At 57.9% G+C, this 25,125-nt stretch carries 24 protein-coding genes; 4 read left to right on the top strand and 20 right to left on the bottom strand.

Going from position 1 to position 25,125, the window contains the following annotated elements:
• Positions 1 to 42 precede the first annotated feature (42 nt).
• The 3 genes from HUU60_10625 to HUU60_10615 form a co-directional block, all read right to left on the bottom strand.
• A complete protein-coding gene (locus HUU60_10625; GenBank protein ID NUL83162.1) occupies positions 43 to 570 on the bottom strand; it encodes a transglutaminase domain-containing protein in 528 nt (175 codons plus the stop codon).
• Positions 571 to 987: 417 nt separating this feature from the next.
• A complete protein-coding gene (locus HUU60_10620) occupies positions 988 to 1,383 on the bottom strand; it encodes a cobalamin B12-binding domain-containing protein (GenBank protein ID NUL83161.1) in 396 nt (131 codons plus the stop codon).
• Between the two features lie 14 nt (positions 1,384 to 1,397).
• Positions 1,398 to 1,934 (bottom strand): NUDIX hydrolase, encoded by a 537-nt coding sequence (locus HUU60_10615; protein ID NUL83160.1) that lies wholly within the window; start codon positions 1,932 to 1,934, stop codon positions 1,398 to 1,400.
• Positions 1,935 to 2,006: 72 nt separating this feature from the next.
• Between HUU60_10615 and HUU60_10610 the strand changes: the two genes are divergently transcribed.
• Positions 2,007 to 2,249, top strand: coding sequence for a hypothetical protein (locus HUU60_10610; GenBank protein NUL83159.1), 243 nt, complete (start codon positions 2,007 to 2,009; stop codon positions 2,247 to 2,249).
• The gene (locus HUU60_10605; GenBank protein ID NUL83158.1) at positions 2,250 to 2,915 is read left to right on the top strand and encodes a histidine phosphatase family protein; all 666 of its coding nucleotides are present in this window, start codon (positions 2,250 to 2,252) and stop codon (positions 2,913 to 2,915) included.
• Here the strand turns inward: HUU60_10605 and HUU60_10600 are convergent.
• The 17 genes from HUU60_10600 to HUU60_10520 all read right to left on the bottom strand — a co-directional run bounded on the left by HUU60_10600 (position 2,821) and on the right by HUU60_10520 (position 23,713).
• Complete coding sequence (locus HUU60_10600) at positions 2,821 to 3,510, bottom strand: sugar transferase (GenBank protein NUL83157.1); 690 nt, start codon at positions 3,508 to 3,510, stop codon at positions 2,821 to 2,823. The genes HUU60_10605 and HUU60_10600 overlap by 95 nt on opposite strands.
• Positions 3,511 to 3,512: 2 nt before the next feature.
• Positions 3,513 to 4,643 (bottom strand): DegT/DnrJ/EryC1/StrS family aminotransferase, encoded by a 1,131-nt coding sequence (locus tag HUU60_10595; protein ID NUL83156.1) that lies wholly within the window; start codon positions 4,641 to 4,643, stop codon positions 3,513 to 3,515.
• 109 nt (positions 4,644 to 4,752) lie between these two features.
• Positions 4,753 to 5,538: a hypothetical protein gene (locus HUU60_10590; GenBank protein ID NUL83155.1), complete on the bottom strand. Its 786-nt coding sequence runs from the start codon at positions 5,536 to 5,538 to the stop codon at positions 4,753 to 4,755.
• Positions 5,535 to 6,650 carry a glycosyltransferase family 4 protein gene (locus HUU60_10585; protein ID NUL83154.1) on the bottom strand — a complete coding sequence of 372 codons (1,116 nt, stop codon included), beginning with the start codon at positions 6,648 to 6,650 and terminating at the stop codon, positions 5,535 to 5,537. The genes HUU60_10590 and HUU60_10585 overlap by 4 nt, the downstream gene beginning before the upstream one ends.
• Positions 6,650 to 7,981, bottom strand: a complete 1,332-nt coding sequence (locus HUU60_10580) for a hypothetical protein (GenBank protein ID NUL83153.1) — start codon at positions 7,979 to 7,981, stop codon at positions 6,650 to 6,652. Before HUU60_10580 ends, HUU60_10585 begins: the two co-directional genes overlap by 1 nt.
• Positions 7,948 to 10,062 carry a glycosyltransferase gene (locus tag HUU60_10575; GenBank protein ID NUL83152.1) on the bottom strand — a complete coding sequence of 705 codons (2,115 nt, stop codon included), beginning with the start codon at positions 10,060 to 10,062 and terminating at the stop codon, positions 7,948 to 7,950. The genes HUU60_10580 and HUU60_10575 overlap by 34 nt, the downstream gene beginning before the upstream one ends.
• Entirely contained in the window at positions 10,059 to 11,126 is a 1,068-nt protein-coding gene (gene wecB / locus HUU60_10570) for a UDP-N-acetylglucosamine 2-epimerase (non-hydrolyzing) (GenBank protein ID NUL83151.1), read from the bottom strand. Before wecB ends, HUU60_10575 begins: the two co-directional genes overlap by 4 nt.
• Positions 11,127 to 11,130: 4 nt before the next feature.
• Complete coding sequence (gene asnB / locus HUU60_10565) at positions 11,131 to 13,011, bottom strand: asparagine synthase (glutamine-hydrolyzing) (GenBank protein ID NUL83150.1); 1,881 nt, start codon at positions 13,009 to 13,011, stop codon at positions 11,131 to 11,133.
• Between the two features lies 1 nt (position 13,012).
• Positions 13,013 to 14,452 carry an oligosaccharide flippase family protein gene (locus HUU60_10560; protein ID NUL83149.1) on the bottom strand — a complete coding sequence of 480 codons (1,440 nt, stop codon included), beginning with the start codon at positions 14,450 to 14,452 and terminating at the stop codon, positions 13,013 to 13,015.
• A complete protein-coding gene (locus tag HUU60_10555) occupies positions 14,452 to 15,741 on the bottom strand; it encodes a hypothetical protein (GenBank protein NUL83148.1) in 1,290 nt (429 codons plus the stop codon). Before HUU60_10555 ends, HUU60_10560 begins: the two co-directional genes overlap by 1 nt.
• The gene (locus HUU60_10550; GenBank protein ID NUL83147.1) at positions 15,738 to 16,634 is read right to left on the bottom strand and encodes an NAD(P)-dependent oxidoreductase; all 897 of its coding nucleotides are present in this window, start codon (positions 16,632 to 16,634) and stop codon (positions 15,738 to 15,740) included. Before HUU60_10550 ends, HUU60_10555 begins: the two co-directional genes overlap by 4 nt.
• A complete protein-coding gene (gene asnB / locus HUU60_10545) occupies positions 16,631 to 18,496 on the bottom strand; it encodes an asparagine synthase (glutamine-hydrolyzing) (protein NUL83146.1) in 1,866 nt (621 codons plus the stop codon). Before asnB (HUU60_10545) ends, HUU60_10550 begins: the two co-directional genes overlap by 4 nt.
• Positions 18,496 to 19,368, bottom strand: a complete 873-nt coding sequence (locus HUU60_10540; protein NUL83145.1) for a methyltransferase domain-containing protein — start codon at positions 19,366 to 19,368, stop codon at positions 18,496 to 18,498. Before HUU60_10540 ends, asnB (HUU60_10545) begins: the two co-directional genes overlap by 1 nt.
• The gene (locus HUU60_10535) at positions 19,361 to 20,377 is read right to left on the bottom strand and encodes an NAD-dependent epimerase/dehydratase family protein (GenBank protein ID NUL83144.1); all 1,017 of its coding nucleotides are present in this window, start codon (positions 20,375 to 20,377) and stop codon (positions 19,361 to 19,363) included. Before HUU60_10535 ends, HUU60_10540 begins: the two co-directional genes overlap by 8 nt.
• Positions 20,350 to 21,564, bottom strand: coding sequence for an L-2-hydroxyglutarate oxidase (gene lhgO / locus HUU60_10530; protein ID NUL83143.1), 1,215 nt, complete (start codon positions 21,562 to 21,564; stop codon positions 20,350 to 20,352). The genes HUU60_10535 and lhgO overlap by 28 nt, the downstream gene beginning before the upstream one ends.
• Positions 21,565 to 21,568: 4 nt before the next feature.
• On the bottom strand, positions 21,569 to 22,693 hold the full coding sequence (locus HUU60_10525) for a DegT/DnrJ/EryC1/StrS family aminotransferase (protein ID NUL83142.1): 1,125 nt from the start codon (positions 22,691 to 22,693) through the stop codon (positions 21,569 to 21,571).
• Between the two features lie 114 nt (positions 22,694 to 22,807).
• Positions 22,808 to 23,713 (bottom strand): hypothetical protein, encoded by a 906-nt coding sequence (locus HUU60_10520; protein NUL83141.1) that lies wholly within the window; start codon positions 23,711 to 23,713, stop codon positions 22,808 to 22,810.
• A 247-nt stretch (positions 23,714 to 23,960) separates the two neighbouring features.
• Here HUU60_10520 and HUU60_10515 point away from each other — a divergent pair, with 247 nt between their 5' ends.
• Positions 23,961 to 24,722, top strand: coding sequence for a hypothetical protein (locus HUU60_10515; GenBank protein ID NUL83140.1), 762 nt, complete (start codon positions 23,961 to 23,963; stop codon positions 24,720 to 24,722).
• Positions 24,710 to 25,123: a hypothetical protein gene (locus HUU60_10510; GenBank protein ID NUL83139.1), complete on the top strand. Its 414-nt coding sequence runs from the start codon at positions 24,710 to 24,712 to the stop codon at positions 25,121 to 25,123. Before HUU60_10515 ends, HUU60_10510 begins: the two co-directional genes overlap by 13 nt.
• Positions 25,124 to 25,125 lie beyond the last annotated feature (2 nt).

Below are 25,125 nucleotides of genomic sequence, written 5' to 3'. Positions count from 1 at the left end.
GTATACCTTTGGAGACGCGTCAGGCGGGGCTAACAATGCCCATTATGGCCTCGTTACAACGGTGTCCACGTAGCCAAGGTGAGACGTCCACTGGTCCCCAATCTTGACCTGGACTTGGCAACTCTGTAAAGATTCTGGAGTAGCTACGTACTGCCAAGGGATGCGGAATGGATCTTTTGAACGAGGTTCTACTTCCACCCAGCCCTTGTTAGGAAGATAGACCTCGACCCATCCGTGTCTATTGTAATCGGTAAATCCCTGAAAGAGCTCTCCCTTCTTGTTGTAAAGGGCAAATCCGTGAATGGGCCGCGCTGGAATGCCGGCAGCCTGGCAAACCGCTAGAAACAGAGTTTGAAAATGCCCGCACCACCCGCGCTTATACTTCAGGAAACTGACTAAATCGTTGAACTTGTAATTGGCTTTCCCGTCATAGGCCCAAGGGGGGGCCATAAGCCACTCGCCCATCTGAGCGATGGCTTCGTCGATGCGAGGGGAGCTTGCCTTCAAGAGTTTGACAATTTCCTCGACTTCAGCCTTGGCTCCTTCAGGCAGCGGCTTCTTCGAAACCATTTCGACGACTGTTTTTTCCTGCAATTCGCTCCAAACAGGTCCTGGCCCGCTTGGTAGCCTCCGGTCTGAAGTCGACAGTGCGAACGAACTAATAAAAACGAGTTCGCGCCTGCCGTTCGCTTTTGCTTCCCACGTCCATGCTTCGCCGTTCTTCCAGGGTTCAAGCTAACCCGTGCTTGGGGTCAGCCGGATATCGCGAACGTGCTGGACGCCGGCAAGCATCCATGGACGGTGCAATGGTTTTGCGTGCCAAATCCGCACTTCCGTGGCTCCGTCAGGAATAGTGACGCGAGTGGTGTGCACCACGTTGACTGTTCGAAACCCACCGTCAGAAAGTTGAGACAACACTAGGAAGATGGCCAGTATTAGCTTCACAACGTTATTCTACCCTTCTCAATGCTTTGGACGAATGGGCGCCTAAACTCCCAAAATCGCCTTCAGTTCCAATACGAACACGTCCGTCAGCGTGCCGGGAGCAAAGACAGCGCGCACGCCCATGCGCTTCAGTTCCTCGGCATCGTCGTTGGGGATGGTGCCGCCCGCCACCAGCGCGATATCCTCGGCGTCTTTGTCCTTCAGCAGTTGCGCGATTTTGGGCAGCAAGGTCATGTGCGCGCCGGAGAGCATAGAGACCGCGATCATGTCCGCGTCTTCTTGGATGGCGACATCGACCACCTCTTCGGGCGTGCGCTGGAGGCCGGTATAGATCACCTCGAAGCCGGCGTCGCGCAGCGCCCGTGCCACCACCTTTGCGCCGCGATCGTGCCCGTCCAGGCCGACTTTTGCCACCACTACGCGCGGAATCTTGCCCATTTCTGGCTTCAATCTTACCTCAACCGCTCCAAAGCCAGCCAAAGGCAAGCGATGCTCTTGGCGTCTTCTATTTCGCCTTTGCGGATGTGTTCGATCAGACCGTTTAGATCGACCCTCTCCACTTCGATGACCTCGTCCTCGTCGCCTTGGGCCGCGTGAGGCGACAGATCCATAGCGAGGTAGGCGACCAGTAGTTCGCTGCAAAATCCGGGCGCAGAGTAGAACTGTCCCAGTCGCTCCATACGGCCTGCGCGATAGCCGGTCTCCTCGGCCAGTTCTCTTTGGGCGCAGTCGTCGGGCGGCTCGCCCGCGGACAGCGATCCGGCGGGCAGTTCCAATAGCGTCTTGCCCGTCGGGTAGCGGTATTGCCGCACCATCACCACGGTTCGGTCGTCAAGAATCGGCGCGATGACCACGGCCCCGGGATGTTCGATCACTTCGCGCACGGCTCGGCGGCCGTCGCTCAGTTCCACCTCGTCCACGCGCAAGTTAATCACCCGCCCTTCGTGAATGCGGCGCGAGGCGATTTGAACCTCTTTCATGGCGGCCATTTTGACACAATGCAGGAGAGGGGAAAGCCGCGCCGAACTTTGGGCTATAATAAGTATTGAGGGACCTCGAACATGCAGAACAACATTGACGCCGTCTTTTGGGGAATAATCGCCGCCGGTGTGATCTTCACTGGGATCATCTGGTATGTGGGCAATAATCGGATGCCTGCGCCGTTGCCGACCGTAACGCCGGCCGAGGTGGACAGCGCCCGGCAGCAGATCGTCGGCGCTCTGGGCAATGCCTTGCCCGAGGTGACTCAGGCGGCCGGACGAATGCCCGTGATGCCTCAGGCCGCCGGCATGACCGGTAACTGATTGGCGCGCATTTTCCTCGTTCGACACGGCCAGACGAACGCCAACGTCGTTGGCCGCATTCAGGGCTGGCTCGATGAGCCGCTCGATTCTACGGGTTTGGCTCAGGCTGATGCCGTAGCGCGCCGGTTAGCGCGGATCGCGAAAGGTTCTCAACTTGTCTCCAGCGATTTGGCGCGCGCATGGCGCACAGCCGAAGCGATCGGGATCGCGCTGGGCGCTGAGCCGGTTTCTGATTCTCGCCTGCGCGAGATGCAGTGGGGCGATTGGGAGGGTTTGAGCCGCGAAGAGATCAAGATTCGGTTTCCGGACGAGTATGCGCGTTACTCTGCGGATCCGACCCAAAGGCCCAGTAGCGCAGAAACGGTCGAGGCCTTTTGGGCGCGAATAGAGCGGTTTATCGAAAGCCAGGACCTGCGACGCGATGCGATCTGGGTCGGACATGGGGGCAGCGTGCGGGCTTGTGCGGCGCAACTTTTAGGCGGAGGATTGCCGCTTTATTACGGCCTACGATCGGACAACGGGGCGATCTCGATTATTGAAATAGGCGCCCAGCGCCGAACGCTGCTGTTGTTTAACGATGCGTCTCACTTGGAGGCGCCGCCGGCGGAGTCGTCAGCGCTGTCTTATGGATCGGAGCCGAGCGCGCCGAATCCGGCGGACGACTGAAGATTGCACCAAACGTTCTAAAGAGCAGCGACAGATCCATCAGTAGCGAGCGATTCTCGATGTATCGAAGGTCGGACGCGATTTTTCTGGGCAACAGCGCGCGCTCATAAAACTCTTCGGGGTCTTCTTCGTTTGCCAGCACCTCGGCCTCGTATCGAAGTTCGATCTGGGTCAGACCGGTGATGCCAGGCCGCACGCTGAGGATCGCTCGGCGCGCCTCATCGGGATATTTGTCCACGAACTGCTCGACCTCTGGTCGCGGACCGACCAGGCTCATCTCGCCAATCAGCACGTTCCATAACTGAGGCAGTTCGTCCAGTTTGGTCGTGCGCAAGAACTGTCCAAAGCGCGTGATGCGCGGATCTTTAGCGATAGTAACCGGGCCGCCGATCTTATCCGCATCGTTCACCATCGTGCGAAACTTGAGCGCCTTGAAGGGCTTGCCAAAACGACCTACTCGAGCGTGTCCATAAAAGATCGGACCAGGCGAAGTCAGTTTCACGCCAAGGCTGATCAAAAGGAAGAAAGGCGAGAGAACCACGATCCCAAGGGTTGACAATGCAACGTCCAGCGTCCTCTTGATCAGGTTGTTCAGCACTATGCCAACTCCTGGCCGACCTGCCACACGGCGGCGATCACGTCTTCGATGTCGTCATCGGTCATGCCGGGATAGAGCGGCAGCGAGAGCGCTTGGGCGAAGTAGGCTTCGGCATGAGGATAGTCGCCGCGCTGCCAACCGTAACGCTCGTAGTGGGGGTGGTAATGGATCGGGATAAAGTGGACGCTGATGCCGATGTTGCGATTCTTCATCGCCTCCGCAAACTCGTCTCGTCGCTCCTTGATCAGCGCGATATAGAGGTGCCAAGGATGAGTGCGGTCGGTCGGCATGTGGCGCGGGAACAGATCGATAAAGGGCATCTCGGCAAAGGCTCGATGGTATTGATCGGCGATCTGGCGGCGGCGTTCGTTCATAGCGTCCAACTTTCGCAATTGCCAAATACCGAGCGCGGCCAACAGGTCGGGCATATTGTACTTGTAGCCAAGCGTCTCGACCTGATAGAACCAGGAGCCTGCAGCCGTGTAGCGCTTCCAGGCGTCTCGACTGATGCCGTGCAGCGCCAGCTGTCGGCACTTTGCGGCCAATGCTTCGTCGTGCGTCGTTATCATGCCGCCCTCGCCGGTCGAGAGATTTTTGGTGGCGTAGAAGCTGAAGGCGGTCGCGTGGGAGATATTGCCGATCTTTCGACCTTTGTACTCCGCGCCGACGGCGTGCGCGGCGTCTTCCATAACTTTGAGGCCGTGTCCGTCGGCAAGAGCCATTATTTCGTCCATGTCGCACGGCAGACCGGCCAAATGGACGGGAATAACGACCTTGGTATTAGGCGTAATAGCCCTTTCGATCAGATTGGGGTCGATGTTGCCAGTTTGAGGGTCTATATCGACCAATACCGGCGTCGCGCCGACGTATTCGATCGCTTCGATCGTGGCGCAAAAGGTGATCGGAGTTGTGATAACCTCGTCTCCCGGCCCAATGCCCCATGCGGCCAAGACGACGTGCATAGCAGCAGTGCAGGAGTTGACGGCGACGGCATGAGGGGCGTTTACATAATCGGCGAACTCGCGTTCGAATTGTTGAACGCGGGCGCCCGTGGTGAGCCAGCCAGATTGGAGCACGGCGACAACCTCATCGATCTCTTCTTGACCGATGAACGGTAGGCAATACGGCAGGTGAGTCGTTCTGGTTGGCTTTGCCCGCCACGTCGCCTCCGATGCGACCACTTGTCAGCCCTCCTGCATCGGCTTTCCTAGCCGAGCTTGCAGGCAATTATACCCGCTCTCAGCCCTTGGCGGCTTTTATCAGCTCGCTAAGTCGCACTAAACAGTGTCCATTTCGCCTTAGGGCGCGATAGGCCCCTTTGGTAGGGTGCGAATAGTAGGACGCGGGCTCTTTTGCTCCCATGGATGCAGGATTAAGAATCGCTTCGACTAAGGCTTCCGATCCTTTATCGGCAAGCGTTTGAAACAGAGAGAAGGCGCTGATTCCTTTCGGAATCTTGGTCTCCCGCTGTGCAAGGATACGACCCTTGTCGATCTCTTCGATCATCTCGTGTACGGTCGTCCCGGTGCGCGTTTCGCCGTTGGCCAGAACCCAAAAGTAGGGCGCTAAACCGGCATAGGCAGGCAGCAACGAGCTATGGATGTTGATGGAGGTCTTCTTTGGGATGGAGAGCAGCTTCTTTCGAATTCGCTGGGGGCAACTGATGGAGAGGAGAATGTCGGGCTGGTGCGCTTCGACAAACGCGACCGATTCAGGGCTGTTGACCTTGACGGTTTCGAATGCAGGAACCTGAAACTCTTGAGCCAATCTCCGGACGGTGAGCGGTTTCTTGCCTAACATGCGGCTTAAGAACGACAAGCCCAAGGTTGAGGCGACCTTGTAGATAAGGTAGGGCAGCGCGGTCGCTTTGAGAAGCTCTTTGTAGGAGGCAAGCCCCGATTTCCCTTTGTAGTCGCCCGTTACGATCACGATTCCGGCCAGTTCGATTGCTGGGTGAGAGAAGAGCGGTTTCGCAATCTTTGCGGCAAAGTAGTTGCCGTTGGTCAGCAGGACGATCTGGGTCATCGGACCGCCAATTCTGCGCCGAGCATAAATTGATAAAGATCGCGATACTGTTCGATCATGCGCCGTTCGGTATAGCGTTCTTCAAAGCGCTGTTTGGCCGCTTGCCCAAGTTGCTGCGCGCGATCAGAATGAGAGATAAGTTGAAGAATTGTCCGGCAAAGCTGTGCTTTATCGCCGACGGATACAAATTCGGCAGCGCCTTCCGCCGCTTCAATGTTACTGGCCAAATCTGATGCAACTATAGGCTTTCCGGCGGCCATCGCCTCTAGTAGCGCGATCGAAAGGCCCTCGCGATGAGACGGCAACGCGACCAGGTCGGCGATGTTCAGCAGGTCGCCAATGTCGGTTCGAAAGCCCGGAGCAATGATGCCTTCGCCTTCGAACTTCAGATTGCCTTCTCCCGGTAGCAACAGCACGGCGCCGGGCTTTGCAAGGCGTATGTCGGGCAAGATTGAGACCAGTTCCTCTAGCCCCTTACCTTTGGCCAGGCGGCCGATCGAAGCAATTACGAATTGATCGGGCCCTATTCCTAGTTCGCGCCGAACATCGTCGGGTGTGCGCGCAGGCTTAACCCGCTCAGGCGAGATGCCATTTGGGATGGCGACGATCTTTTCGGGCGGGGCGATGCCCAATCGAACGGCCCAATCTCTATGGAACTCGCTCACCGTTACCAAACGGTGGCACCATCGGGCAGCCATGCGCTCCAGCGCGACAAAAAGACGCATCGAGACAGGATTGGACCGTTCGTGAAACGCGAATCCGTGCACGGTGTGGAGTATGCGCGGGCATCCAGCCATCCAAGCCGCCCTGCGACCAATGAACCCAGCCTTTGATGTGTGCGTGTGCACGAGATCGTATCGGTTCTCACGAAGATAGCGCGCAAGCGCCTGGGTTCCGCGCCAGTCGAAGATCGGTCGAATCTCGCGCCGAATCACATCTAATCGAACGCAGCGAACCCCAATCGCCTCAGATTCCGCACAGAATCGGTCGTCCGTTGCCAAAACTTCGACCTGATGTCCCATCTGAAGGCCAAGTTCCATTAGTCGTAAGATGATTACCGATCCGCCGCCAAACTTCGAATCGCCTATCGCGTGAAGCGTTCGAACGGGCATTAGCGCAACGCCTCACGGTTGCGGACTTCGGTTACGGCCAGGCCAAAAGCAGGTTTTGGAGCGGGCGCCGGCTCGTCTCGTTTCTGTCGTTGCTCGATAAAAGCGGCGATATAGGGCGAAACCAGCGCGAGCATCGGCGGATAGAACGGCAGCACCAATCGCAGGAATTGTGCTTGATACTCGATCCAATAGCCAAAGGCATAAATGCCGATGAAGAACCAGAGCGACCAAGCCAGCAGGAACGCGGTTCGATTAGCCATCCCGCGCTTGTTGGCCACCGTGTGCCAGACAAAGAGCAGCGGGACGATGAAGCTATCGGGCATCACAATGCGGGTGGCCAGCGCCATCGGCCAACTCATCGCGGTGGCAAAACTCGCGCTGACCTCGCTTCGAGAAGTGTCTGCAAAAAAGAAGTCCAAACCCAGCACAGACGGGATCATGCGTACAAGAAAGGCGCCGACATTGTCGAGCGAAAGCGCTGCATCGACATAGGCAACCTGCGGCAGCACCGCCTTTGCCGCAACAAATCCGATCGCTGCAAAACCAGCAAACGAGGCCAAGACGATAGCGCGACTAGGCTGCTTCTTTTGATAGAAGAGGCTGACCCATAGATAGACGATCGCTGTGCCCGCCATTACAAAAGGCAATTGAAAGCGAAGGTGATAACTGACGAACATCACAATGCCGCCGAGCAAGAGGTCCTTACGAACCAATGCCAGGCTAAAAAGCACGACGGACATTGCGATCATCACATCGCGCAGGACGAACATCGCATAGACGTTGGCCGATGGAAGGAGCAGGCCGCCGATGAGCGCGACAGTATGAGCAAGCTCGTTCGAGGGATAGACTCGCCGCGCCAGCCAAAATATCCCAAGCGCGGTAATCACCGTTATGTTCATGTTTAACAAGCGAAACATGAACGGATCGGACGATCCATTAAAGTATGCGAGCCAGCCGATGAGGATGTTGTAAAGTCGGTTGTGCAACATGATGATCGACTGGTAATCCGGCTCGATGCCTTGAGATAAGTCGGATCGAATGCGCTCGGCCGTGCTCAAGTAGAAGGCCTGATCGGGATTGACAGGGATCAGTGGAGAACCCCAGACCGCATTGGTGAGCACCGTTACGACTCCAACCATCGCCAACTTGACAAACAGCAGAACGCTAACCAGACGCCAATGTTGCTGAGGCACAAAGAATAAAGAGAGCCAGGGCGTTAGCAGTAAAACGACCGCCAGGCCGCTTTCGAGCCAGGTGGCCAGCGCAAAGGCTGCGCACCCGACCAACAGGCCGCCGATTATGAGCCGATTTCGTCGAATAGGGCTTCCCATTGATCAAGCACGGCGCACAGCGAGAACTTTTCGATGACCCGTTTGCGGGCGGCTTTGCCCATGGCCTCGCGCTCGGTTGGCGCCATCGCCATCACCCTTGTCATGTTTGCCGCCAAAGCTTCCGCATCGCCAGCCGAACAGAGCAATCCCGACAAGCCGTCTTCCACAACCTCGGGAATGCCGCCAACGCTGGTCGATGCGATAGGCAGGCCGGTTGCCGCCGCTTCTAACAGCGACATTGGCAACCCTTCCCAAGCAGACGACATCAAGAACCCGTCCGCCGCTTGCAAAAAATTTGCGCTGTCGGACACCGTACCGACGAATTGTACCTTTGCGCCCATCCCTATGGCCATGGTTACGAGCTCTGCCTTTAGCGGCCCATCCCCAGCGATCAGAAGCCGCCCCTTATCAGAGAGGGCGATGCGTGCGGCTTTGAGCATGGTTGGAATGTCCTTTGCAGCATCTAACCGACATAAGGCGACCCATACGAAATCGTCGTTCGGTGGCCTATCGATTGGTCCAAATCGCTCGGTATCGACGCCGTTCGGGATGACTCGGAGCTTGCCCGCGCTCGCTCCGCCTTTGTCGATCATGGCGGCGGCGGCGGCCTGGCTGATGATGGTCGTAACGTCGCATAGCCGCTCGGTCAATCGATAGGCCGCCATTCGCAGGCGACCGCCTTCGTTCATGCTGTGAGCCGTACAGACCAATCGACCCTGTCGAGCAAAGACACGAGCGATGCGGGACAGCAGATTGGCATGAATTTGATGAGAATGGGCGATATTAGGCCGCCAGGATCGGACGCAACGAGCAAGGCGCGCAATGGCGCGAGGGTCGGGCAACCGCCGTCGCATCTCCAACGAGGCGACCGGCACATCTTCGCGCAAGAGTTTTGAGCCAATGGGGCCAGGAGGCAGCAATGAGACGACCCAAGGCGACCATCCCCGCTGCTTGAGCCCTGTGGCCAGGCTGAACAATTGCGTCTCCGCGCCCCCTACGTCCAGTCCGGTCGAAACGAACAGAATCTTCTTCGGCGATGAGAGCGATCGGAAGAAGGCAAGACGTCGTTCCTCCTTTTCCGCCCAATCAAGATGTTGAATCTGGCATCGCTCGACCCTTCGGCCTTGCCAATCCTCTACAAATCTTCGAATCTTGGGTAGGTGATCGATCGGCTCGGAACCTAAAGGCAATTCTAAGAGGAACTCCGCCCCGCCCAAAAAGTCGCTGTCCCGATAGGCGATCAGCGTCGGCAGTCCCAATGCCAGGTACTCGCGGACTTTTAACGGCGAACCTTCTGCAACGCCCGCCCGATCCATCGCCAGCGAGCCGATCGCGGCATTGCACTCGCCCAGCGCCTGTCGATAATCCTGTTCTTTCAAATAGCCCAAGGCTTTGACGTTGGGCGGCGAGGCCGGAGCCTCGTCGGCGTTAGGACCGATTAAAATGTAATCCCAGTCTGGCGTCTCGGCGGCCAACCTTGCAATCTTGTCGGCCCCGTGCCAGCGCTGGCCGGGCGTGCCCATAAACGCCAATCGCGGACGAGCGTTCGAAGGCAATGGCAATGACTCATAACGGTTCAGGTCGATGCCGTTCGGGATGACGATGCCCGGACGGCACAGAGCGCGAAAATCCCGATCCAGGGCCAAGCCGTGAGCCACATAGACGATGCCCGACGCCAGCCCGAACAATCGGCCTCGAGTAAGACGGTGATAAAAATAGCGTCCGCGCGGTCCGGCGGCGTACTCCTTCAAGTCGTGCGAATTGACCTCGATCACGATCGGCGATCGCAACCCAGAAAGCGCAGGATAGTACAGGTCTTGGCGCAGATAGACGATGTCCGGCGACCAGTCGTTGATCTGTTCGACCAGAGACGCTACGGCGGCAAAGCGACCGCGAAATCCGTCGTACTCGACCGAACGAAGAGGTAGCTCGGTCGATGGCAAAGGGCTGCCCTGCGCTCGCAACAGAAAGAGACTCGCATCGCAACCGGCCGCTTGCCACGCTCGCGCTTGCGCGTCCACTTTTCTAAAAACGCCGCTTTCCGATCCGCCCATCCAGTGGAGCAGATAGGCGATTCTCACAGACGCGGCTCCATCGTTGTCAGGATTTCAGCGATCTTGCGCCCCGCTTGACCGTCGCCATAAGGATTGGGCGCGTCCTTGGGCAGATCGGCGTTGATCGCGTCCCGAATCGCCTCGGCTGCCAGCTCGGGCGAGATGGGATCGTGCACGCGGTTCCAACCCATCTCGACCAGTTCGACCCATTCCGTCTCGCTGCGCAGAGTCAGACAAGGCGTTCGATGAAAGTAAGCTTCCTTCTGAAGACCGCCCGAATCGGTAACGACCAACCGCGCATGGCGAATCAGCGAGGCCATCTCAAAGTAGCCGACCGGATTGATCAAGCGGAGATTCGGAGCCTCGAACGATCCCAGCGCGCTCTTGGTCCGAGGATGAAGCGGGCACAGCACAGGCAACTCCGCCCGCGCCAGGCCTTGAAAAATGGCCGAAAGGCGATCCGGGTCGTCCGTGTTCTCGGCCCTATGAATCGTCGCTACGATGTATTCGCCGGCAATAAGTTCGTACTTGCGAAGCGGTTCGTCGCCCGCTCGGTCCGCCGCATCCAGAGCGGCGTCATACATAACATCGCCAACTAGTCGGATCCGCTCGTCTGACAGGCCTTCTCCCAAAAGCGTTCTCCTGGCATTTTCGGTAGGCGCAAACAACAGCGACGAGGCATGGTCGGTCAGCGCTCGGTTGATCTCTTCGGGCATTTTGCGATTGTACGATCGCAGACCGGCCTCCACATGCGCCACCGGGATGCCCAGCTTGACCGACGCCAGCGCTCCGGCCAAGGTCGAGTTGGTGTCTCCATAGACCAGCGTCCAGTCCGGCTCTAACTCCTGTAAAACGCGCTCCAGCCCTTCCAACATGCGGCCGGTCTGCGCGCCGTGCGGACCAGACCCGATCGAGAGGTTGATGGCCGGCGCCGGGATGCGGAGCTCCTCGAAGAATCGCTCGCTCATCTCGGGGTCATAGTGCTGGCCGGTGTGGATGATGGACTCGTCGCAACGACCCTCCAGGGCGCGAGAGACGACTGCCGCTTTGACAAACTGGGGCCGCGCGCCGACCACCGTCGCGATCTTCATGCCCTTAAGAATACTGGATATCGAAAATCTCCGACCATAGCGCCAGGTTCAGCGCCCTCCAATGAGCCGACTGCAACGGCGTTTTGCCTGCAAAGACCAGATCGTATTCGGCAGCAAGCTTGCGCGAATCGATAAAGGGCAGACCGCCGAAAGCGCCGCGCTCGATGGCTTCTCGAATCGTCGGTTCCAAAGATCGCATCCACTGGCCTTCGTCGGTGGCAAAGCCGATCTTGTCGCGTCGATCCAAGATAGGGTCGGGCACTATGGGGCGCATCGCCTCGCGCAAGACGGCTTTGGTTACAGCCGAATCGCTCAGAAGCAGTTCGCTTCGAAGAGAAAACGCGATCTGGGCAAGCGCGGGCGTAACGAACGGCACTCGGCTTTCGATCGAGAAGGCCATCGAGTTTCGATCCTCAAAACGAAGGAGCATAGGCAGGCTGGTTGTGGTAACGTCGCTCTTTAAGTAGGCTCGAAAAGTTTGATGCTGATAGAGCGAGGCGTCCTGCGCGCTGAGCCAAGGAGGTGTCTTCGACTTCTCAAGGCGACGAAGGAGGGGGCGCTTCATCCAATCGGGCAGGGCGATAAGAAGCGACGCAAGCCCGAGCAAGGTTCGGCTTTGATTGGGGTTAATGCGCGCTGCCGAATTGATCAAATTGAAAGCAGATCGGAATCGAAAGGCCCTTGCGCGTTCAGCGACCGCCGGCCGAACATAGTTCAGATATCCGGCAAATAGTTCGTCCGCGCCTTGCCCGTCGATCATTACTTTGATGCCGGCTTCTTGGGCCGCTTTGAACACGCGGTACTGCGCATAGACCGACGTGCTGCTAAACGGCTCCTGCTGGGCTCGAACCAGCGCAGGCAAATCTGAGGCAAGTTCGTCTGCGCTGGGGCGCACCAGATGTCCCTGCAGTTCGGCCGCCTCGCCCACTACGTTGATCCACTTGAGTTCGCTAATGGCGTCTGACACCGGCACGAAACTGAAGGAGTGAATCTTCAAGTCCTTGCCTTCCAGGTAGCGCATGGCCATCACGATGGAGGACGAATCGATCCCGCCCGAAAGGCAGGCGCCGATCGGCACATCGCTGCGAAGATGGAGCTTTACGCTTTGCAAGAACGCTTTGCGAAGGCGGTCCGCGGCTTCCTCCATCGATAGCGAGGCATCCACCTTGTCCTCAAGGCGAAAATATCGATCGAGCGCGACAATCTTGGCCGAATCGATATCCAGTGTTAGCATCGCGCCTGCTGGAAGCTGGCAAACGTCCTGAAAGAACGTCTGATCGCCATAATCCGTAACGCCTGATGCTAAGTAACGTCCTGCTCGGTCCAGGTTGGCTCGGCGACTGACCCACTCTAACTCGAGCAAAGAGGCGATCTCCGACGCGAAGGCAAAGCGCCCGTCGCACTGAGCATAGTAGAGCGGTTTGATGCCAAAGGGATCGCGCGCCAAATGGAGTTTGCGCTCCTGAAAGTCGATCAGTGCGAATGCAAACATCCCTGTAAAGCGATTGAGCGCTTCGGCGCCATATTCGGACCAGGCGGCCAGCATGACTTCGGTGTCGGTACGGCTGCGGAAGCAATGGCTTTTAAGCTCCTCCGACAGTTCCAAGTAGTTGTACACCTCGCCGTTGTAGACAATGGCGTATCGACCGGTCGCATCGAACATTGGCTGGCGGCCATTCTCAGAAAGGTCGAGAATCGAAAGCCGGCGGTGCGCAAGGCCGATATGACCCCTGCCGCTCGGCGTCTGCATCAGTTGCGGCTCGGATCGGCCGTCCCAAATCAGGTAGCCGTGGTCGTCCGGCCCTCGGTGGTCTAGAGCGCAAGACAGTCGTCTTAGTTGAACTGCATCGAAGCCTTCCTGGACGATCCCAGCAATGCCGCACATCTTATCCCGCCCTCCCGGCGATGATTCGCGTTACGCCCGCCCTGATCTCGCCGACAAGCAGCCGGGCCAAAACCAGCACGGAGAATAGAAGAACGAGCGTTCGGATAGCGAGCAAAACCCAACCATCAAGGATGAGCGTTTCGAAATAACGCCCTACAAGTCCAAAGACGGTCGCAACGGCAAGCGCGGCGCAAAGTGTACCCCACCGATAGGGGATCGGATAGTATCGCTGGCTGATGACGAATAGAGACGAAACAGAGACCGTCGATGCGATCAATGTCCCCATGGCCGCGCCCGTAAGACCAAAACGACCGATCAGAAAGTAGCACAGCAGCGCGCTCAACCCGGCGCCCGCGATGTTGATCAGTGCAAAAAGGTGAGTCTTATTCGTCAGGTGCAGCCCGGGCGCAAAGGGAGTTAGGCTGATGATGGTGAGACTGGCCGCCAAGGGCAGAGCATAGGGATAGCAGGCCTGAAAGTCCGGACCGGTCAGCAACAGCGCGATCGGCTGAGCGAAAAGCGCCAGCCCGAGCAAAAGGGAGAGCGCTCCAAAAGCATATGCGCGCAAGATCGGCTCTATACGCGCCGGCGCGTCCGGATCGCGGTATCGACTCCAGATGAGAGGCGTTACGGCAGACTGAGCGCCCGCGACCGCCAACAGCACGAGCGATCCGATCCGAAATGCGGCGCTGTAAAGACCGTTAGCCTCGACCCCCATCAGCTTCAAGATCAAGAAACGATCCACAAAACCAATGGCAAGCGCCGCTATAGAGGCAGGCGCCAATGGAGCGGAAAAAGCAAGCATCCGCTTAAGAAACGCCCCATCGAATCGCGGCCCGATATAGGCTCGGGCAAAGGCGATCGACAGAGTCGTTGCAACGACCGCTGCAACCATCTGACCAAAGAAGAAGCCGCGGATCCCCATGTCGAAACCGGCCATCAGCGCAAGACTGACGACAGCGGCGAGCACGGTATAGACGAGACTCGCTGAAGCAAAAGCCGAGGGCATCAATTGCCAACGAAGCTGATTTTGAGCCAGATAGAACAAACCATTCAGCGCGATCGCCCAGCAAGCGATGCGGAACAGCCCGGCCTGTTCCGCAGAGTTCAAAACCAGAGAGGCGATAGGATTTGCAAAGAGAATCCCTATAATGACGAAGAGGCTGTAGAGCGCCACGCCGAACCACCAAGCGGTCGATGCATAGGCTTGCTTCTCTTCGTCCGTTTCGGCATCGGTAAAGCGCCTCGCCACGCCCTGGGCAATCTCCATAGTCAACAAGATGTTCAGAATGGAACCGACCACCGTCAGAATGTCAATGGCGCCATACTCGCCGCGGGTCAACAGCCGAGTGTAGAAGGGCAGCATCACCACGGCCACGCCGCGCGTAACGATGGTCGTCGCGCCGTAGATGACGCTATCTTTCAGCCACTGCCGGACCATTACGACTTGCCCTCTGCCGCAAATTCGACAAAACGACGCTCCAAGGCGGGCTTGTCGCTCAGCATCAATGCTTCGACGCCGTGCGCTTCGATCAATTCCCTCACCGTTGCCCGGACATCCTTCTCGATCAGCCCGCAGCCGTGCACGTAACGGATGTCGCACGGATTGACCAGCCACTCTTCCGGCGCGTCTCCGTATGCGATCATAAGGTAGCGCTCGGCGACGCGCTCAGGCGCCCATTGCGTCTCGACAAAGCAGCGCGCCTTGGCTCCGAGTTGCTTGCGTAGCTCGCCATCGCCAACCAAGCGTCGAACGGCGTCGGAAAAATCGCCCGGCAGGCAATAGTAGGTCGGCGGCAATGCGTCTCCGGGCAATTCCCTTGGCCAAAACTCGGCCGCATATCCGGCGATCACCGTTGGCCTGCCGAACCAGGAGGCCTCGGTCGCAAGCCCTGGCATCCCATAATCTGCAAACATCTGATCGACGACCAGATCGCACTGTTCAAGCGCGGCCTGAACTTCGCTGTTCGGCTTGCCGGTGATCTCGACGTACTCGATCGGCAGTCCCGAATCGATGAGTTCTTCGATCGATTTGCGGATTCGGTCGGTGCCTTTGGCCTCCGGGTTCGAGGGCGAGTGGAGAATGACGACCTTGCTGTTTGCGCTCGGATCGTACTTAATTTGGTCGGGCGTCCGAGAAGGCCGAGAGGGCAATCCGACGCGCATCCATTGATAAAACGGCTTCTCGTGAAAGTGCCCTTGCGGTTGAATGTTGACCGTCGCCGTCGCGTATCGCTCTGCTCGCGAGACAAATCGCTTGCGGCGTTTGACTTCGCGCATAAACGGCTCGCTCGATGCGCCTCCTAAATCGTTGATCGCCTTTCGATCCAAGTAGGGAGGACGAGAATCGCTGCCGTGATATTGATAGATGATCTTCTTTCCTAACAATCGCAAGATAGGAAGTTCGTAGAATCGAAAGAATGTCGAATTGAAACCAAAGACAAAAAGATCGTGCTGGGCCGCCGCCCAACAAAAGAGCCCGAGCATCGAGATCGACTCCAGCGCGAACCAGACAGGTTTGAGCAACCGGCCGCTGTGCAGGCGTCTCGCCCTCGATCGTATGGTAGCGCGGATGATCCAGTTTTCCGTCTCACCGCCATATTGAAAAGGGTGGATGGAGAGGTTGACGAAAGAGACCGGGCAGCCGAGCGCTTCAAAACCCCGGCGCAACCCGGCATAATAGCCAGCGATTTCCGTTAAACCCAGAAATACCCTGGCTCGTCGCTTCACTGGGCAGACCACTCTTCCTGAACGACCTGCAAAATGCCGTCTCGAAACTTGGTCTTGGGCGCGGAAAGCAGTTCGATCATCCGCCGAATGTCCCCGACAAGGTGCCGCTGCTCGGCCTCTTTATGGACGTCAAATGCCGGAGGTTTGCCGACCGCCTGACCGATCGCGTTGGCGATCTGCCTCAAGTTCAGCGCCTCAGGGCCACCGATGTTGATCTTTGCGCTCTGCTCCAAGCGCATCGCCCCCACGATCGCATCGACCGAATCTTCGACATGAATAGGGTTGATGCGAATGCCGTTCTCGCCCGCCAAGGTAACCGTCTTGTTCTCGCGAATATTGGCGATCAGCCGCGGAATCAGCATATGTTTGGCCTGTCCGACGCCGTAGACGAAAAAGAAACGAAGCGTAATGACGTGAAAGTATCCTCGATAGGCGTCGGCAAGCGTCTCCGCGGCATATTTGGATGCCGCATAAAAACCCATATACTCGCTCATGGGCTGCGTTTCGGTCAAAGGCCGGTCGCCCCAGCCATAAACGCCGCCCGTGGAGGCCAGGATAAATGTCCGCGCCCCCATGCGTCGCGCATAATCCAACAGTTTGACCGTGCTGTGAGTGTTGACCTGCAGCACATGCCCGACATTCTTGGGAAAGTCCCGAAAATGCTCCGATTGGGCCAAATGGATCACCGTGCTTACGCCGTCAGGAAGGGCGCGCTGGGACCATTCCTTCGACATATCGAGCGGTATGTAAGTCGCCCCGGCATGGACCAATTCGGGAGCTTCAGGGCGCCGGGCGGTGGCAAAGACGTTCATCTTCTTGGCCAATCGGCGCGTCAGATGCGATCCGATGAGACCAGTCGCCCCCGTTATCAGCGCGCTCTCGCGCTCGCTCATGGCACAAACCTCCTCAACCAATGCTCCAGGCTCAGCAACGACCAAATGAAGAGCCTTCGGTTGGCCTGTCCGCTGGTGTGCTGATCGAGAGCGGATTCAACATAAGCAGGCTGCAGCAGGTCATAGATTCTTGCTCGCGGCGACCGAAGCAGGCGGTTGATATAGTCGATGCTCTCGCCCCTAAACCAACTGGCATCGGGGGCGCTGAAGCCTTGCTTATTGCGTTCGGTAACTTCCTTCGGGATAATACGGCTCATGGCGGAGCGCAAAACGGCCTTGCCGTCGGCGGTCGCCCGTCGTTTCCAAGGCACGTTTTCGTCCATCTGGATCGCCTGATCCAGGTTGCTCAGTTTATATCGCACCGGCACGCGCAGAGCGAAATCGACCAAATCGTTGTCCAAAAACGGCACTCGCGTTTCCAGCGAATGCGCCATGCTCAGCTTATCCTCGACCACCAACAGACCTGGCAAAAAGGTCTTGAGTTCAAAGTAGAGTGAGGCGTTGATAAAGTCTTCAGGACAGATCAGTTCGCCCTTGTAGCCATCAAAGACGCTTCGAAAGGCGTCAAAAGGCTGCGCGCTGCCAATGTCTCTAAGGGTTGCTTCGTTAAAGAGCGAAGTTCGATGATCGTCCGGTACCAGTCGCTGCCAAAAATCGTAGTATCGCGAGTAAAACTCGTCACGATTGGCGCAGCCGGCGCTTCGATAATATCGCCACGGGTATCCGCCGAAAAGTTCATCGCCTCCCGTGCCCGCCAGCACAACCTTTACAAACTTGGACGCCAAGCGCGCCACATAGTAATTGGGATAGCACTGGCCGACGCGTAAGTCTTCTTGATACCAGATCAGATCGGGCAAAACGTGCTCCATGTCGCCCGCATGGAGCACCACTTCGTAGTGTTCGGTCTTCAGCCAGTTTGCCATTGCCTCTGCAACGGGACGCTCGTCAAAGCTGAGTTCCATCCCCGTAGCCGAGCTCAAATCAAATCCGCAAGTGAACGTAGCCAAACGCGGCAGGCTGCGCGCCGCGATCGCGGTGATCGAACCCGAATCCATCCCGCCGCTCAAGTAGGAGCCGATCGGCGCATCGCTCACTAATTGCCTTGAGACGGCCTGTACGAACAGCCGATACAGTTCGTCCGCGGCCTCCTCTTCGCTCGCCTTGATCTCGGCCTGGCTAAAGTCGTAGTCCCAGTAGGTCTCGATTCGCAGGTCTCCCGGCCGATCCAGATCGATCAATGTTCGGCTGGCGGGCGGCATCAATCGAATGCCCTCGAAAAGCGTCAGATCGCCAAAGGTGTTCTGAAAAGTGAGATACTGCGCCAGCGCTGGAAAGCAAATCCGAGCCTTGGCGTCAGGATGCTGCAAGATCGACTTGATCTCGCTGGCAAAGATCAGCGAATCGCCGAACTGTCCATAGTAAAGCGGCTTGACCCCAAACCGATCTCGCGCTGCGAACAACTTTCGATTAGCCTTGTCCAATATCACAAAAGCAAACTGGCCGTTGAATCGCAAAACGCAATCCGGCCCCCACTCTTCGTAGGCGTGAGCGACGACCTCGGAATCGGTCTTCGAGTGAAATCGATGGCCTTTTGCTTCTAACTCGACGCGCAAAGTCTGAAAGTTGAACAGCTCGCCGTTGTAGGTCAGGATAACGTCGCCGCTTTCGTTCGAGATGGGCTGGTGTCCGGCTGGCGAGAGGTCGATAATGGCCAGCCTGCGATGGCCCAATGCGACAAAGCCGTTGAGATATTCGCCTTCGCCGTCCGGACCCCGATGCTTGACCGCCTCCGTCATGCCTCTCAGAGTAGCGGGCGATGCGGCCGTTCGATCTAAGTTAGCGACGGCGACGATTCCGCACATTATCCTTTCACGGCGTACACAAATCGGTTTGCGCCGAGACCGCCTTCTCGGGCAACGGTCAGCCCAACTTGAGCGATCCACTCCCTCAGCGCTTCGTCTTCTACGTGAAAGAAGTGATAAATGTCTACCGCGCCCTCTGGCTGCTGCAGCCGCTCCATATACGCCCTTCGGTTGCGAGACAATCCGGTTTTTGCCGCAACGGCCTTTGCAAGCCCAGCAATATCTCCGCGCTTGAGCATGGCCGCCGCCTTTGTAAAGTAGGAGCCTTTAGGTTCGTCCTGATGATCATGAACCTCGCCGTACCAAACGGCGACTCCGCCGCCCGGCTTGACCACCCTTGCCGCCTCCTTCAGTGCGCGAACCGGGCTCAGCATATGATCGAGCGAAGTGGCGAACAGCGCTCGATCGAACGTATTGTCGGCAAAGGGAAGATACTCTCCGATCCCCTTCACAAACGCAAAATCTCTTGGCTGTCGGCCCATAAGCGGATCGATCCCGACCAAACTGCCTTTAACGCCAGCGCCGTAGGAAGGCAGCTCTTGCGGTCCGCAGCCGATGTCCAGGGTCAATCCGCTGAGATCGGCAAAATCTCCAAAAAACTTCGCGTCCTCTCGCTTGCCGATCGAGAGATTCAGATCGGGCGCTTCGGTGTAGCTCACTTCGCCATTCGCCTGCAACTGCTCCCATAACCCCCACTTTTCGGCCACATCCTGGTCGGGCGGAGGCGCGGGCGTCGCGTCCAGAATGCCGTCGTGCCAACGATACTCGCGCCCGCAGTTCTCGCAAACGCTCTCGTCGTTCTTGCGATGCAGTTGGCCCTGGCAGACGGGACAGACCAGCAAAAGCTCCAGCGCGACCGCTTCCTTAACCATCCGACAGACCTGCCTTTCGGCGTCTCGCTTCGACTTCCTCGATGTGCGAATTGCGCCATTGGATCAAACGCATCAAACCTTCTGTCAGCGGCGTCTGCGCCTTGAATCCGATCTCCGCCTCCGCACGAAGAGTGCTCCCTATGCGGTTCTTCACAAAAGTCTGACCAGCCGGTTCGTACTGTATCTCAAGGCTCGAGTCGGTCAGCCTCAAAAGCAGTTGCGCTAGCTCTTTGATCGTGGTCTTGACGCCCATGCCGACGTTGTAAAATCGGTCGGTCGCATCGGCCTTCATCGCGCAGACGTTGGCCGCCGCACAATCCTCCACATAGATAAAATCGTAGGCCTGCGAACCGTCCCCGAACACCACCGGAGGTTGACCCTTATCCAGCCGGTCCAGCATCTTCATAATGACGGAGACATAAGCGCCGTGGTAATCCTGGCGCGGGCCATACACGTTCATGTAGCGCAGCCCCGCATAGTCGAACGCCTTCGCCGTACCTTTGTATCGATGATAGAGCGCTCGGCACATCTGCTCGCCTGCGACCTTGGTCGCGCCATAAAAATTGGTGTTATTGTAGGGATGATCCTCGCTCATCGGCTCTTCGACCGCATCGCCATAGACCGACGCCGAAGAGGAGTAGACCAGCCTCTTGACGCCCGAATCGATGCAGGCTTCCAACACATTGAACGTGCCTCGGATATTCACGTCGAACGCTGCGCGAGGATACTCCCAGCACTGCAGCAGCCAAAGCGCGGCAAAGTGAAATACGCCGTCCATTCCTTGGCACGCCGCGTTTAGAATGTCGGCGTGGAGCAAGTCGCCCCCCGCCTCAAATATCTTGCAGCGAGGATCGCGCAACGCGCCCGATAGATTCTCTAAACTCCCTCTCGCAAAGTTGTCGTAGACAACGACCTCCTTCACGTCCTCCTTCAGCAACCGGTCGACTGTGTGCGAGCCGATCAGCCCTGCGCCCCCGATGGCTAAGAAGCGCTTTCCGCGTATGTCCATGCCTTCTCCTTCGATTCAAGTAGTCGATCGACGATGTGCCGTGCAAAACTGGGCGCGCAAGTGAACCCGGGCGAAACGGCGTTCAACACGTGCAACGACCGCTCGCCTCTTTCGATCACAAAATCCATAGCCAGCGATTGGGTCTTCAAATCGACTAACTGCGCTCGAATACCGACCTTTTCGCAGGCTTGTAGATCGCCAGTGCGAAGTCGAGGAACCATTTGCCGCGCCTCCCTAGCAAACTGGCTCCTAATCGCTCGGCGACTCTCCCGCCAAAAATATGTTCGAAAGCCGTTCCGATTTGCCATAAACAGCCGTGCAATCCGGGCAATGTTGGATCCCGCCGATCTGAGCGTCGCACCCGATAAGCCGCGATAGTGCTCTCGACCCAGCGCAGGCAGGGCGCTCGGCCCCAGGTAAACCGCGTCATCGATGCCCAGCGTAAAGTGAACGCCCAAAAACGGCACGTTGAGATCGGGCACGGGATAGATCTGATGCCGCAATGCCAAATCGCCAACGTGCTTGAAATAGCGACCGCGAATCGGCAGCATCGTGTAGCCGTCTCCCGCGCCATACGCTTGAGCGACCTTGTCGGCCCACAATCCCGCACAGTTGATCAACTCGCCAAACTCATACCGCTGGCCTTGGACGACGACAGCGCGATTCTCAAGTTTCGTCTGGCCATGGATGAACTCAACATCTGATAAATCGTCGCGCAAAGATCGTAGAATCTCCCTAGAATCGATAACCGCCGTTTGCCGAACCCAAAGCGCCCGACCGGTCGCAGTCCGTGCTTCCGGCTCCATATCTGCCAAAGACTTCCCATCGATCAACTCCGGCTCGGCGCCGTTGGCCCTGCCGCGCTCAAAAAGCAAGTCCAATGCCGTATCCTGGTCTGCCGAAACCGGTAGAACGATCTTCCCGGTCTCCTTCAACGGCAGTCCGCGCTCTCGGCAATACCCTTTCCAGACCCGAGCCCCCTCTGCGCAAAAACGCGCCTTCAGCGATCCCGGCGAATAGTAGATGCCGGAGTGCAGAACCCCGCTGTTTCGACCGCTGGCATGAAGCCCGATCTCCGGCTCTTTTTCGAATAGGGCGATCTTGGCCTTCGGCGCGCGATGGGTCAGCTCCCGTGCAACGGACAAGCCGACGATGCCGCCGCCAACGATCGCATAGTCGAAGTTCATGCTCTTAGGCCATGGCCAGTTCTGCGCCCAATGCGCTCTTCAGCGCCTCGACGACGCGCTCCTGAATGCCGCGCTCGATAGTAGGCCAAATCGGCAAACTAAGCGCCTCGGCGCTGGCCCGCTCGGCCAACGGCAACGAAACGCCCATCGATTCGTAAAGCGGCAACCGATGCAGGCAGACCGGATAATAGACCATCGTGTCGATGCCCGCCTCTTTCAATCGCTGTTGCACCTCGTCGCGACGACCGTTCGCAATCCGAACCGTATATTGATGGAAAACGTGGTCGGTGTAGACCGCCGATTCTGGGGTTACGATGCCGTCAACATCTCTTAGGAGTTCGTTGTAAATCTCTGCGGCGCGGCGCCGACCGGCGTTCCACTCGTCCAAATGAGGCAGCTTCACCCTCAAGATCGCCGCCTGAAGTTCGTCCAATCGCGAGTTGTAGCCCACCGTCTCGTTAAAATATTTCTTTTTGGCGCCGTGCACTCTCAACATGCGCGCAGCCGCCGCGATCTCGTCGTCGTTCGTTACCAGCATCCCGCCGTCGCCAAACGCGCCCAAGTTCTTAGAAGGGAAGAACGACAACGCCCCCGCATGGCCGATAGCCGCAACCTTTCGACCACTGTAGCGAGCGCCAAACGCCTGCGCCACGTCCTCGATCACCTTCAAACCGTGCTGCTCGGCAATCGCCATGATCGCGTCCATATCGCACGAGTGGCCATAAAGATGCACAGGGATGATCGCCTTGGTGCGCGGGGTAATCTTGGCCTCTATCAGGCTCGGATCGATGTTGAACGAGACCGGATCGATATCGACGAACACCGGCGTTGCGCCGACATGGCTGACGCACTCCGCCGTGGCAAAAAAGGTGAACGGCGTGGTGATAACCTCATCCCCCGGCCCCAGGTTCAGCGCGCGCATGGCCAGTACCAGTGCGTCCGTGCCGGAGTTACAGCCGACCGCATGCTTGACGCCCAAATAGGCGGCGATCTCTTCTTCAAATGCCTTGACGTTGGGACCCATGATAAACCGACCGCCCCGCACGGCGCCCTCGATGGCGGCCATCAGCGGCGTCCAGATCGATTCGATCTCTGGGGTCATATCTAAAAGGGGAATTTTGCCTTCCATTGCTTTCCTCGCGAGTTAAAGTAACAACGCAGATATGGTACCCGGTATCCCAGATGCGGATGTAGAAAGGGGCGGCCGAAGCCGCCCCCGATAGACTCATCGAACGACGATCGACTAACAGCCGTTGCCGAACTCTTCCAGCACAATGGCCAGGTCGATGTCATCGACGACTCCGTCGTCGTTCAAGTCTGCAGGCAGACCTGCGCCGGTATCGCCGAACGCCTCGAGCACGATAGCCAGATCGGTATCGTCCACGCAGCAATCGCCATTAACGTCGCCAGCCATCGCCGTGCCCCTCAGAATGAACGGAGCATCCAACAGGTTGGCACAGGTCGACGTGCCTTCCCCTAGGTTGGCCCATCGCCTGTTGTTCCAGTCGAGCGTGGTGCCGCCGGGCGCGGTGAAGATGAAGTGTCGAGCGTTGTCTGTCGCACGAGAGGGCGTAACCGGCGGAACCCAAGGACCGGACGCGAGGGTGCCCGTAACGCCCACTTCGATCCAGTAAGTACCGGCTTCTAACTGAATTCCCGCCAGATTCGCAAGCACGCGCATGATCGGCCGAGTGTTGCCAGTCAGTGCCGTTCCCGTAACTCGGTACATGCCCGTCCAGTTGGTAGCAGTCATCAGATTAGTCGTCAGATCGCCCGCTACCACGTTCGATCCCGTGTCGCCCGGACGGCCGTCCCAAATCTGAACAAAGATCCCGGTGATCGTGCTGACCGTCGTCGAACCAGTCTGGTATGTGAACCACTCTAATTCGGACAGATCCGAGCAGCGGGTCAAGGTAAAGTCGTCGGCGATTCGATACATCGGCTCGCCGGCCGGTCGATTGGCGATCGGCGCATTGATGTTGTTGTTGGAACCAAACAAGTTAGTACAGGCTTCGAGAACGCTGGTGTCCGCGCCGTTGAAACCGTTGCCGGTTCCAGTGCGTAACGGCCCGTTATCCCACAACACTTGGCCGAAGGCGGCTCCGATCAGTCCGGCAGTCGCGAGAGAAAGCAATAGGACTCGTCTCATCTTGGAATCCTCCGTTCAGTTGTTGGCGGAAAGCCCGCCTATCTATCTATTTCGATAGAAACCGAAGCGATTCCTTCTTCTTTCTGCCGGGTTGCACGACCTCTAGTTCAACTGCCCGGCAAAAGCGAACGAATCAGGCCGTCGATGTACCGCCAGCGTCCTCGCTGGCAAGGCCGCCCACATACCCCGGCCAATCCTCTGGTTTACCAACCCTCTCCTCGCATCCAACTCATTGCGAGGAGAAAAAGTGGACAAAGAAAACTGGATCAATCGGGAAGCCAAGCTCTTAGAGGCGGGCGACTATCCCGACAAAGGGGTCGTCATCGATCAAAACGACCTTCAACGCCTGGCCGATGCGTTCGACGAACCGGCGCCCATCTATGTGGAGCACGCCCCGTCGCCGTTCAAACTAGGCTGGCTCGACCGAGTCTGGCGCAAAGGAGCCGAACTCTTCGGCAGCCTGCGCCTCATGCAAGAGGCCAACGACCTGCTCGACCGATTGGGCATCGCGTCGCTCAGCGTCGGCCTCGCATCCGACCTTTCCAGCATCGTCGAGGTCTCCATTACGGGCAATCCCCGCATCGCGGACGCTCGACTTTTCAACCTGCGCCGCTTTAGCGCGCAACTATTGGAGGTGAAAAAACTGAACAACCCAGACTGGCAGCAAAAGGCTGCCGAACTCGAAACCAAGCTTCGGCAAGTCGAAGCCGAGCGCCAAGTCCAAGCATGGCTCACGGAAGGCCGCGTTACGCCAGGCGCAATCCCGTTCGCGCTGCGCATCTTGCAGACCGAGCCCACCTTGCGCTTTAGCGACGGCGAGCAGTCCATCGCCGAGACGTTCGTCCAATTCGTCAACGCGTTGCCCAAAAGACCGCTCTTTGGAGAACTGGCGCCTGCGCAGACCGCCCAAAGCCTCGATCCAGAGGCCGCCCAGTTCCTGCAAGAGCATTTCCCCGACATCGAGCTGAACGAACTGACCGAAAAAGGAGGACTGACATGCCGGCATTGACCCAAGCCCACGAGACGCACGAAAAGGACGGCTTGCTGATAGCCTATCCGCTTAAGGCGAACGCCAAGATCTGGAAAGGCGCGCTGGTCAGCATCGATTCCGCGGGATATGCGGTGCCGGCTGCCGATACCTCCGGCCACAAGTTTGTGGGCGTCGCCTACGAGACCGCCGACAACACGGGCGGCGCGGACGGCGCGCTCAGATGCCGAATCATGAAGCGCGGAACTTTCGTGTTCAATCGCTCGGGCTCCTATACCCAGGCGGATGTCGGCGTCGTCGTCAAGGCGGTAACCGACAACGAAGTCGCCAAGACCAGCACGAACAACATCAACGTGGGCACAGTCGTCGAGCTGCCCGCAACCGGCGTCGTGCGCATCCGCATCGACAACTACACCCTATAAAG

It is taken from the genome of Armatimonadota bacterium, assembly GCA_013359125.1.
GTDB lineage: Bacteria > Armatimonadota > Fimbriimonadia > Fimbriimonadales > GBS-DC > JABWCR01.
This window is presented reverse-complemented; position numbering and strand designations above follow the sequence as displayed.

Bases quoted from the DNA above. Each gene is read 5' to 3' on its own strand.
- lhgO (NUL83143.1), bottom strand. From the start codon at position 21,564: ATGAACTTCGACTATGCGATCGTTGGCGGCGGCATCGTCGGCTTGTCC.
- HUU60_10585 (NUL83154.1), bottom strand. From the start codon at position 6,650: ATGCCCGTTCGAACGCTTCACGCGATAGGCGATTCGAAGTTTGGCGGC.
- HUU60_10610 (NUL83159.1), top strand. From the start codon at position 2,007: ATGCAGAACAACATTGACGCCGTCTTTTGGGGAATAATCGCCGCCGGT.
- HUU60_10550 (NUL83147.1), bottom strand. From the start codon at position 16,634: ATGAGCGAGCGCGAGAGCGCGCTGATAACGGGGGCGACTGGTCTCATC.
- asnB (NUL83150.1), bottom strand. From the start codon at position 13,011: ATGTGCGGCATTGCTGGGATCGTCCAGGAAGGCTTCGATGCAGTTCAA.
- HUU60_10625 (NUL83162.1), bottom strand. From the start codon at position 570: ATGGTTTCGAAGAAGCCGCTGCCTGAAGGAGCCAAGGCTGAAGTCGAG.
- HUU60_10620 (NUL83161.1), bottom strand. From the start codon at position 1,383: ATGGGCAAGATTCCGCGCGTAGTGGTGGCAAAAGTCGGCCTGGACGGG.
- HUU60_10615 (NUL83160.1), bottom strand. From the start codon at position 1,934: ATGGCCGCCATGAAAGAGGTTCAAATCGCCTCGCGCCGCATTCACGAA.
- asnB (NUL83146.1), bottom strand. From the start codon at position 18,496: ATGTGCGGAATCGTCGCCGTCGCTAACTTAGATCGAACGGCCGCATCG.
- HUU60_10520 (NUL83141.1), bottom strand. From the start codon at position 23,713: ATGAGACGAGTCCTATTGCTTTCTCTCGCGACTGCCGGACTGATCGGA.
- HUU60_10580 (NUL83153.1), bottom strand. From the start codon at position 7,981: ATGGGAAGCCCTATTCGACGAAATCGGCTCATAATCGGCGGCCTGTTG.
- HUU60_10540 (NUL83145.1), bottom strand. From the start codon at position 19,368: ATGGTTAAGGAAGCGGTCGCGCTGGAGCTTTTGCTGGTCTGTCCCGTC.
- HUU60_10510 (NUL83139.1), top strand. From the start codon at position 24,710: ATGCCGGCATTGACCCAAGCCCACGAGACGCACGAAAAGGACGGCTTG.
- HUU60_10525 (NUL83142.1), bottom strand. From the start codon at position 22,693: ATGGAAGGCAAAATTCCCCTTTTAGATATGACCCCAGAGATCGAATCG.
- HUU60_10535 (NUL83144.1), bottom strand. From the start codon at position 20,377: ATGGACATACGCGGAAAGCGCTTCTTAGCCATCGGGGGCGCAGGGCTG.
- HUU60_10590 (NUL83155.1), bottom strand. From the start codon at position 5,538: ATGACCCAGATCGTCCTGCTGACCAACGGCAACTACTTTGCCGCAAAG.
- wecB (NUL83151.1), bottom strand. From the start codon at position 11,126: ATGAAGATCGCGACGGTGGTCGGCGCGCGGCCCCAGTTTGTCAAAGCG.
- HUU60_10560 (NUL83149.1), bottom strand. From the start codon at position 14,452: ATGGTCCGGCAGTGGCTGAAAGATAGCGTCATCTACGGCGCGACGACC.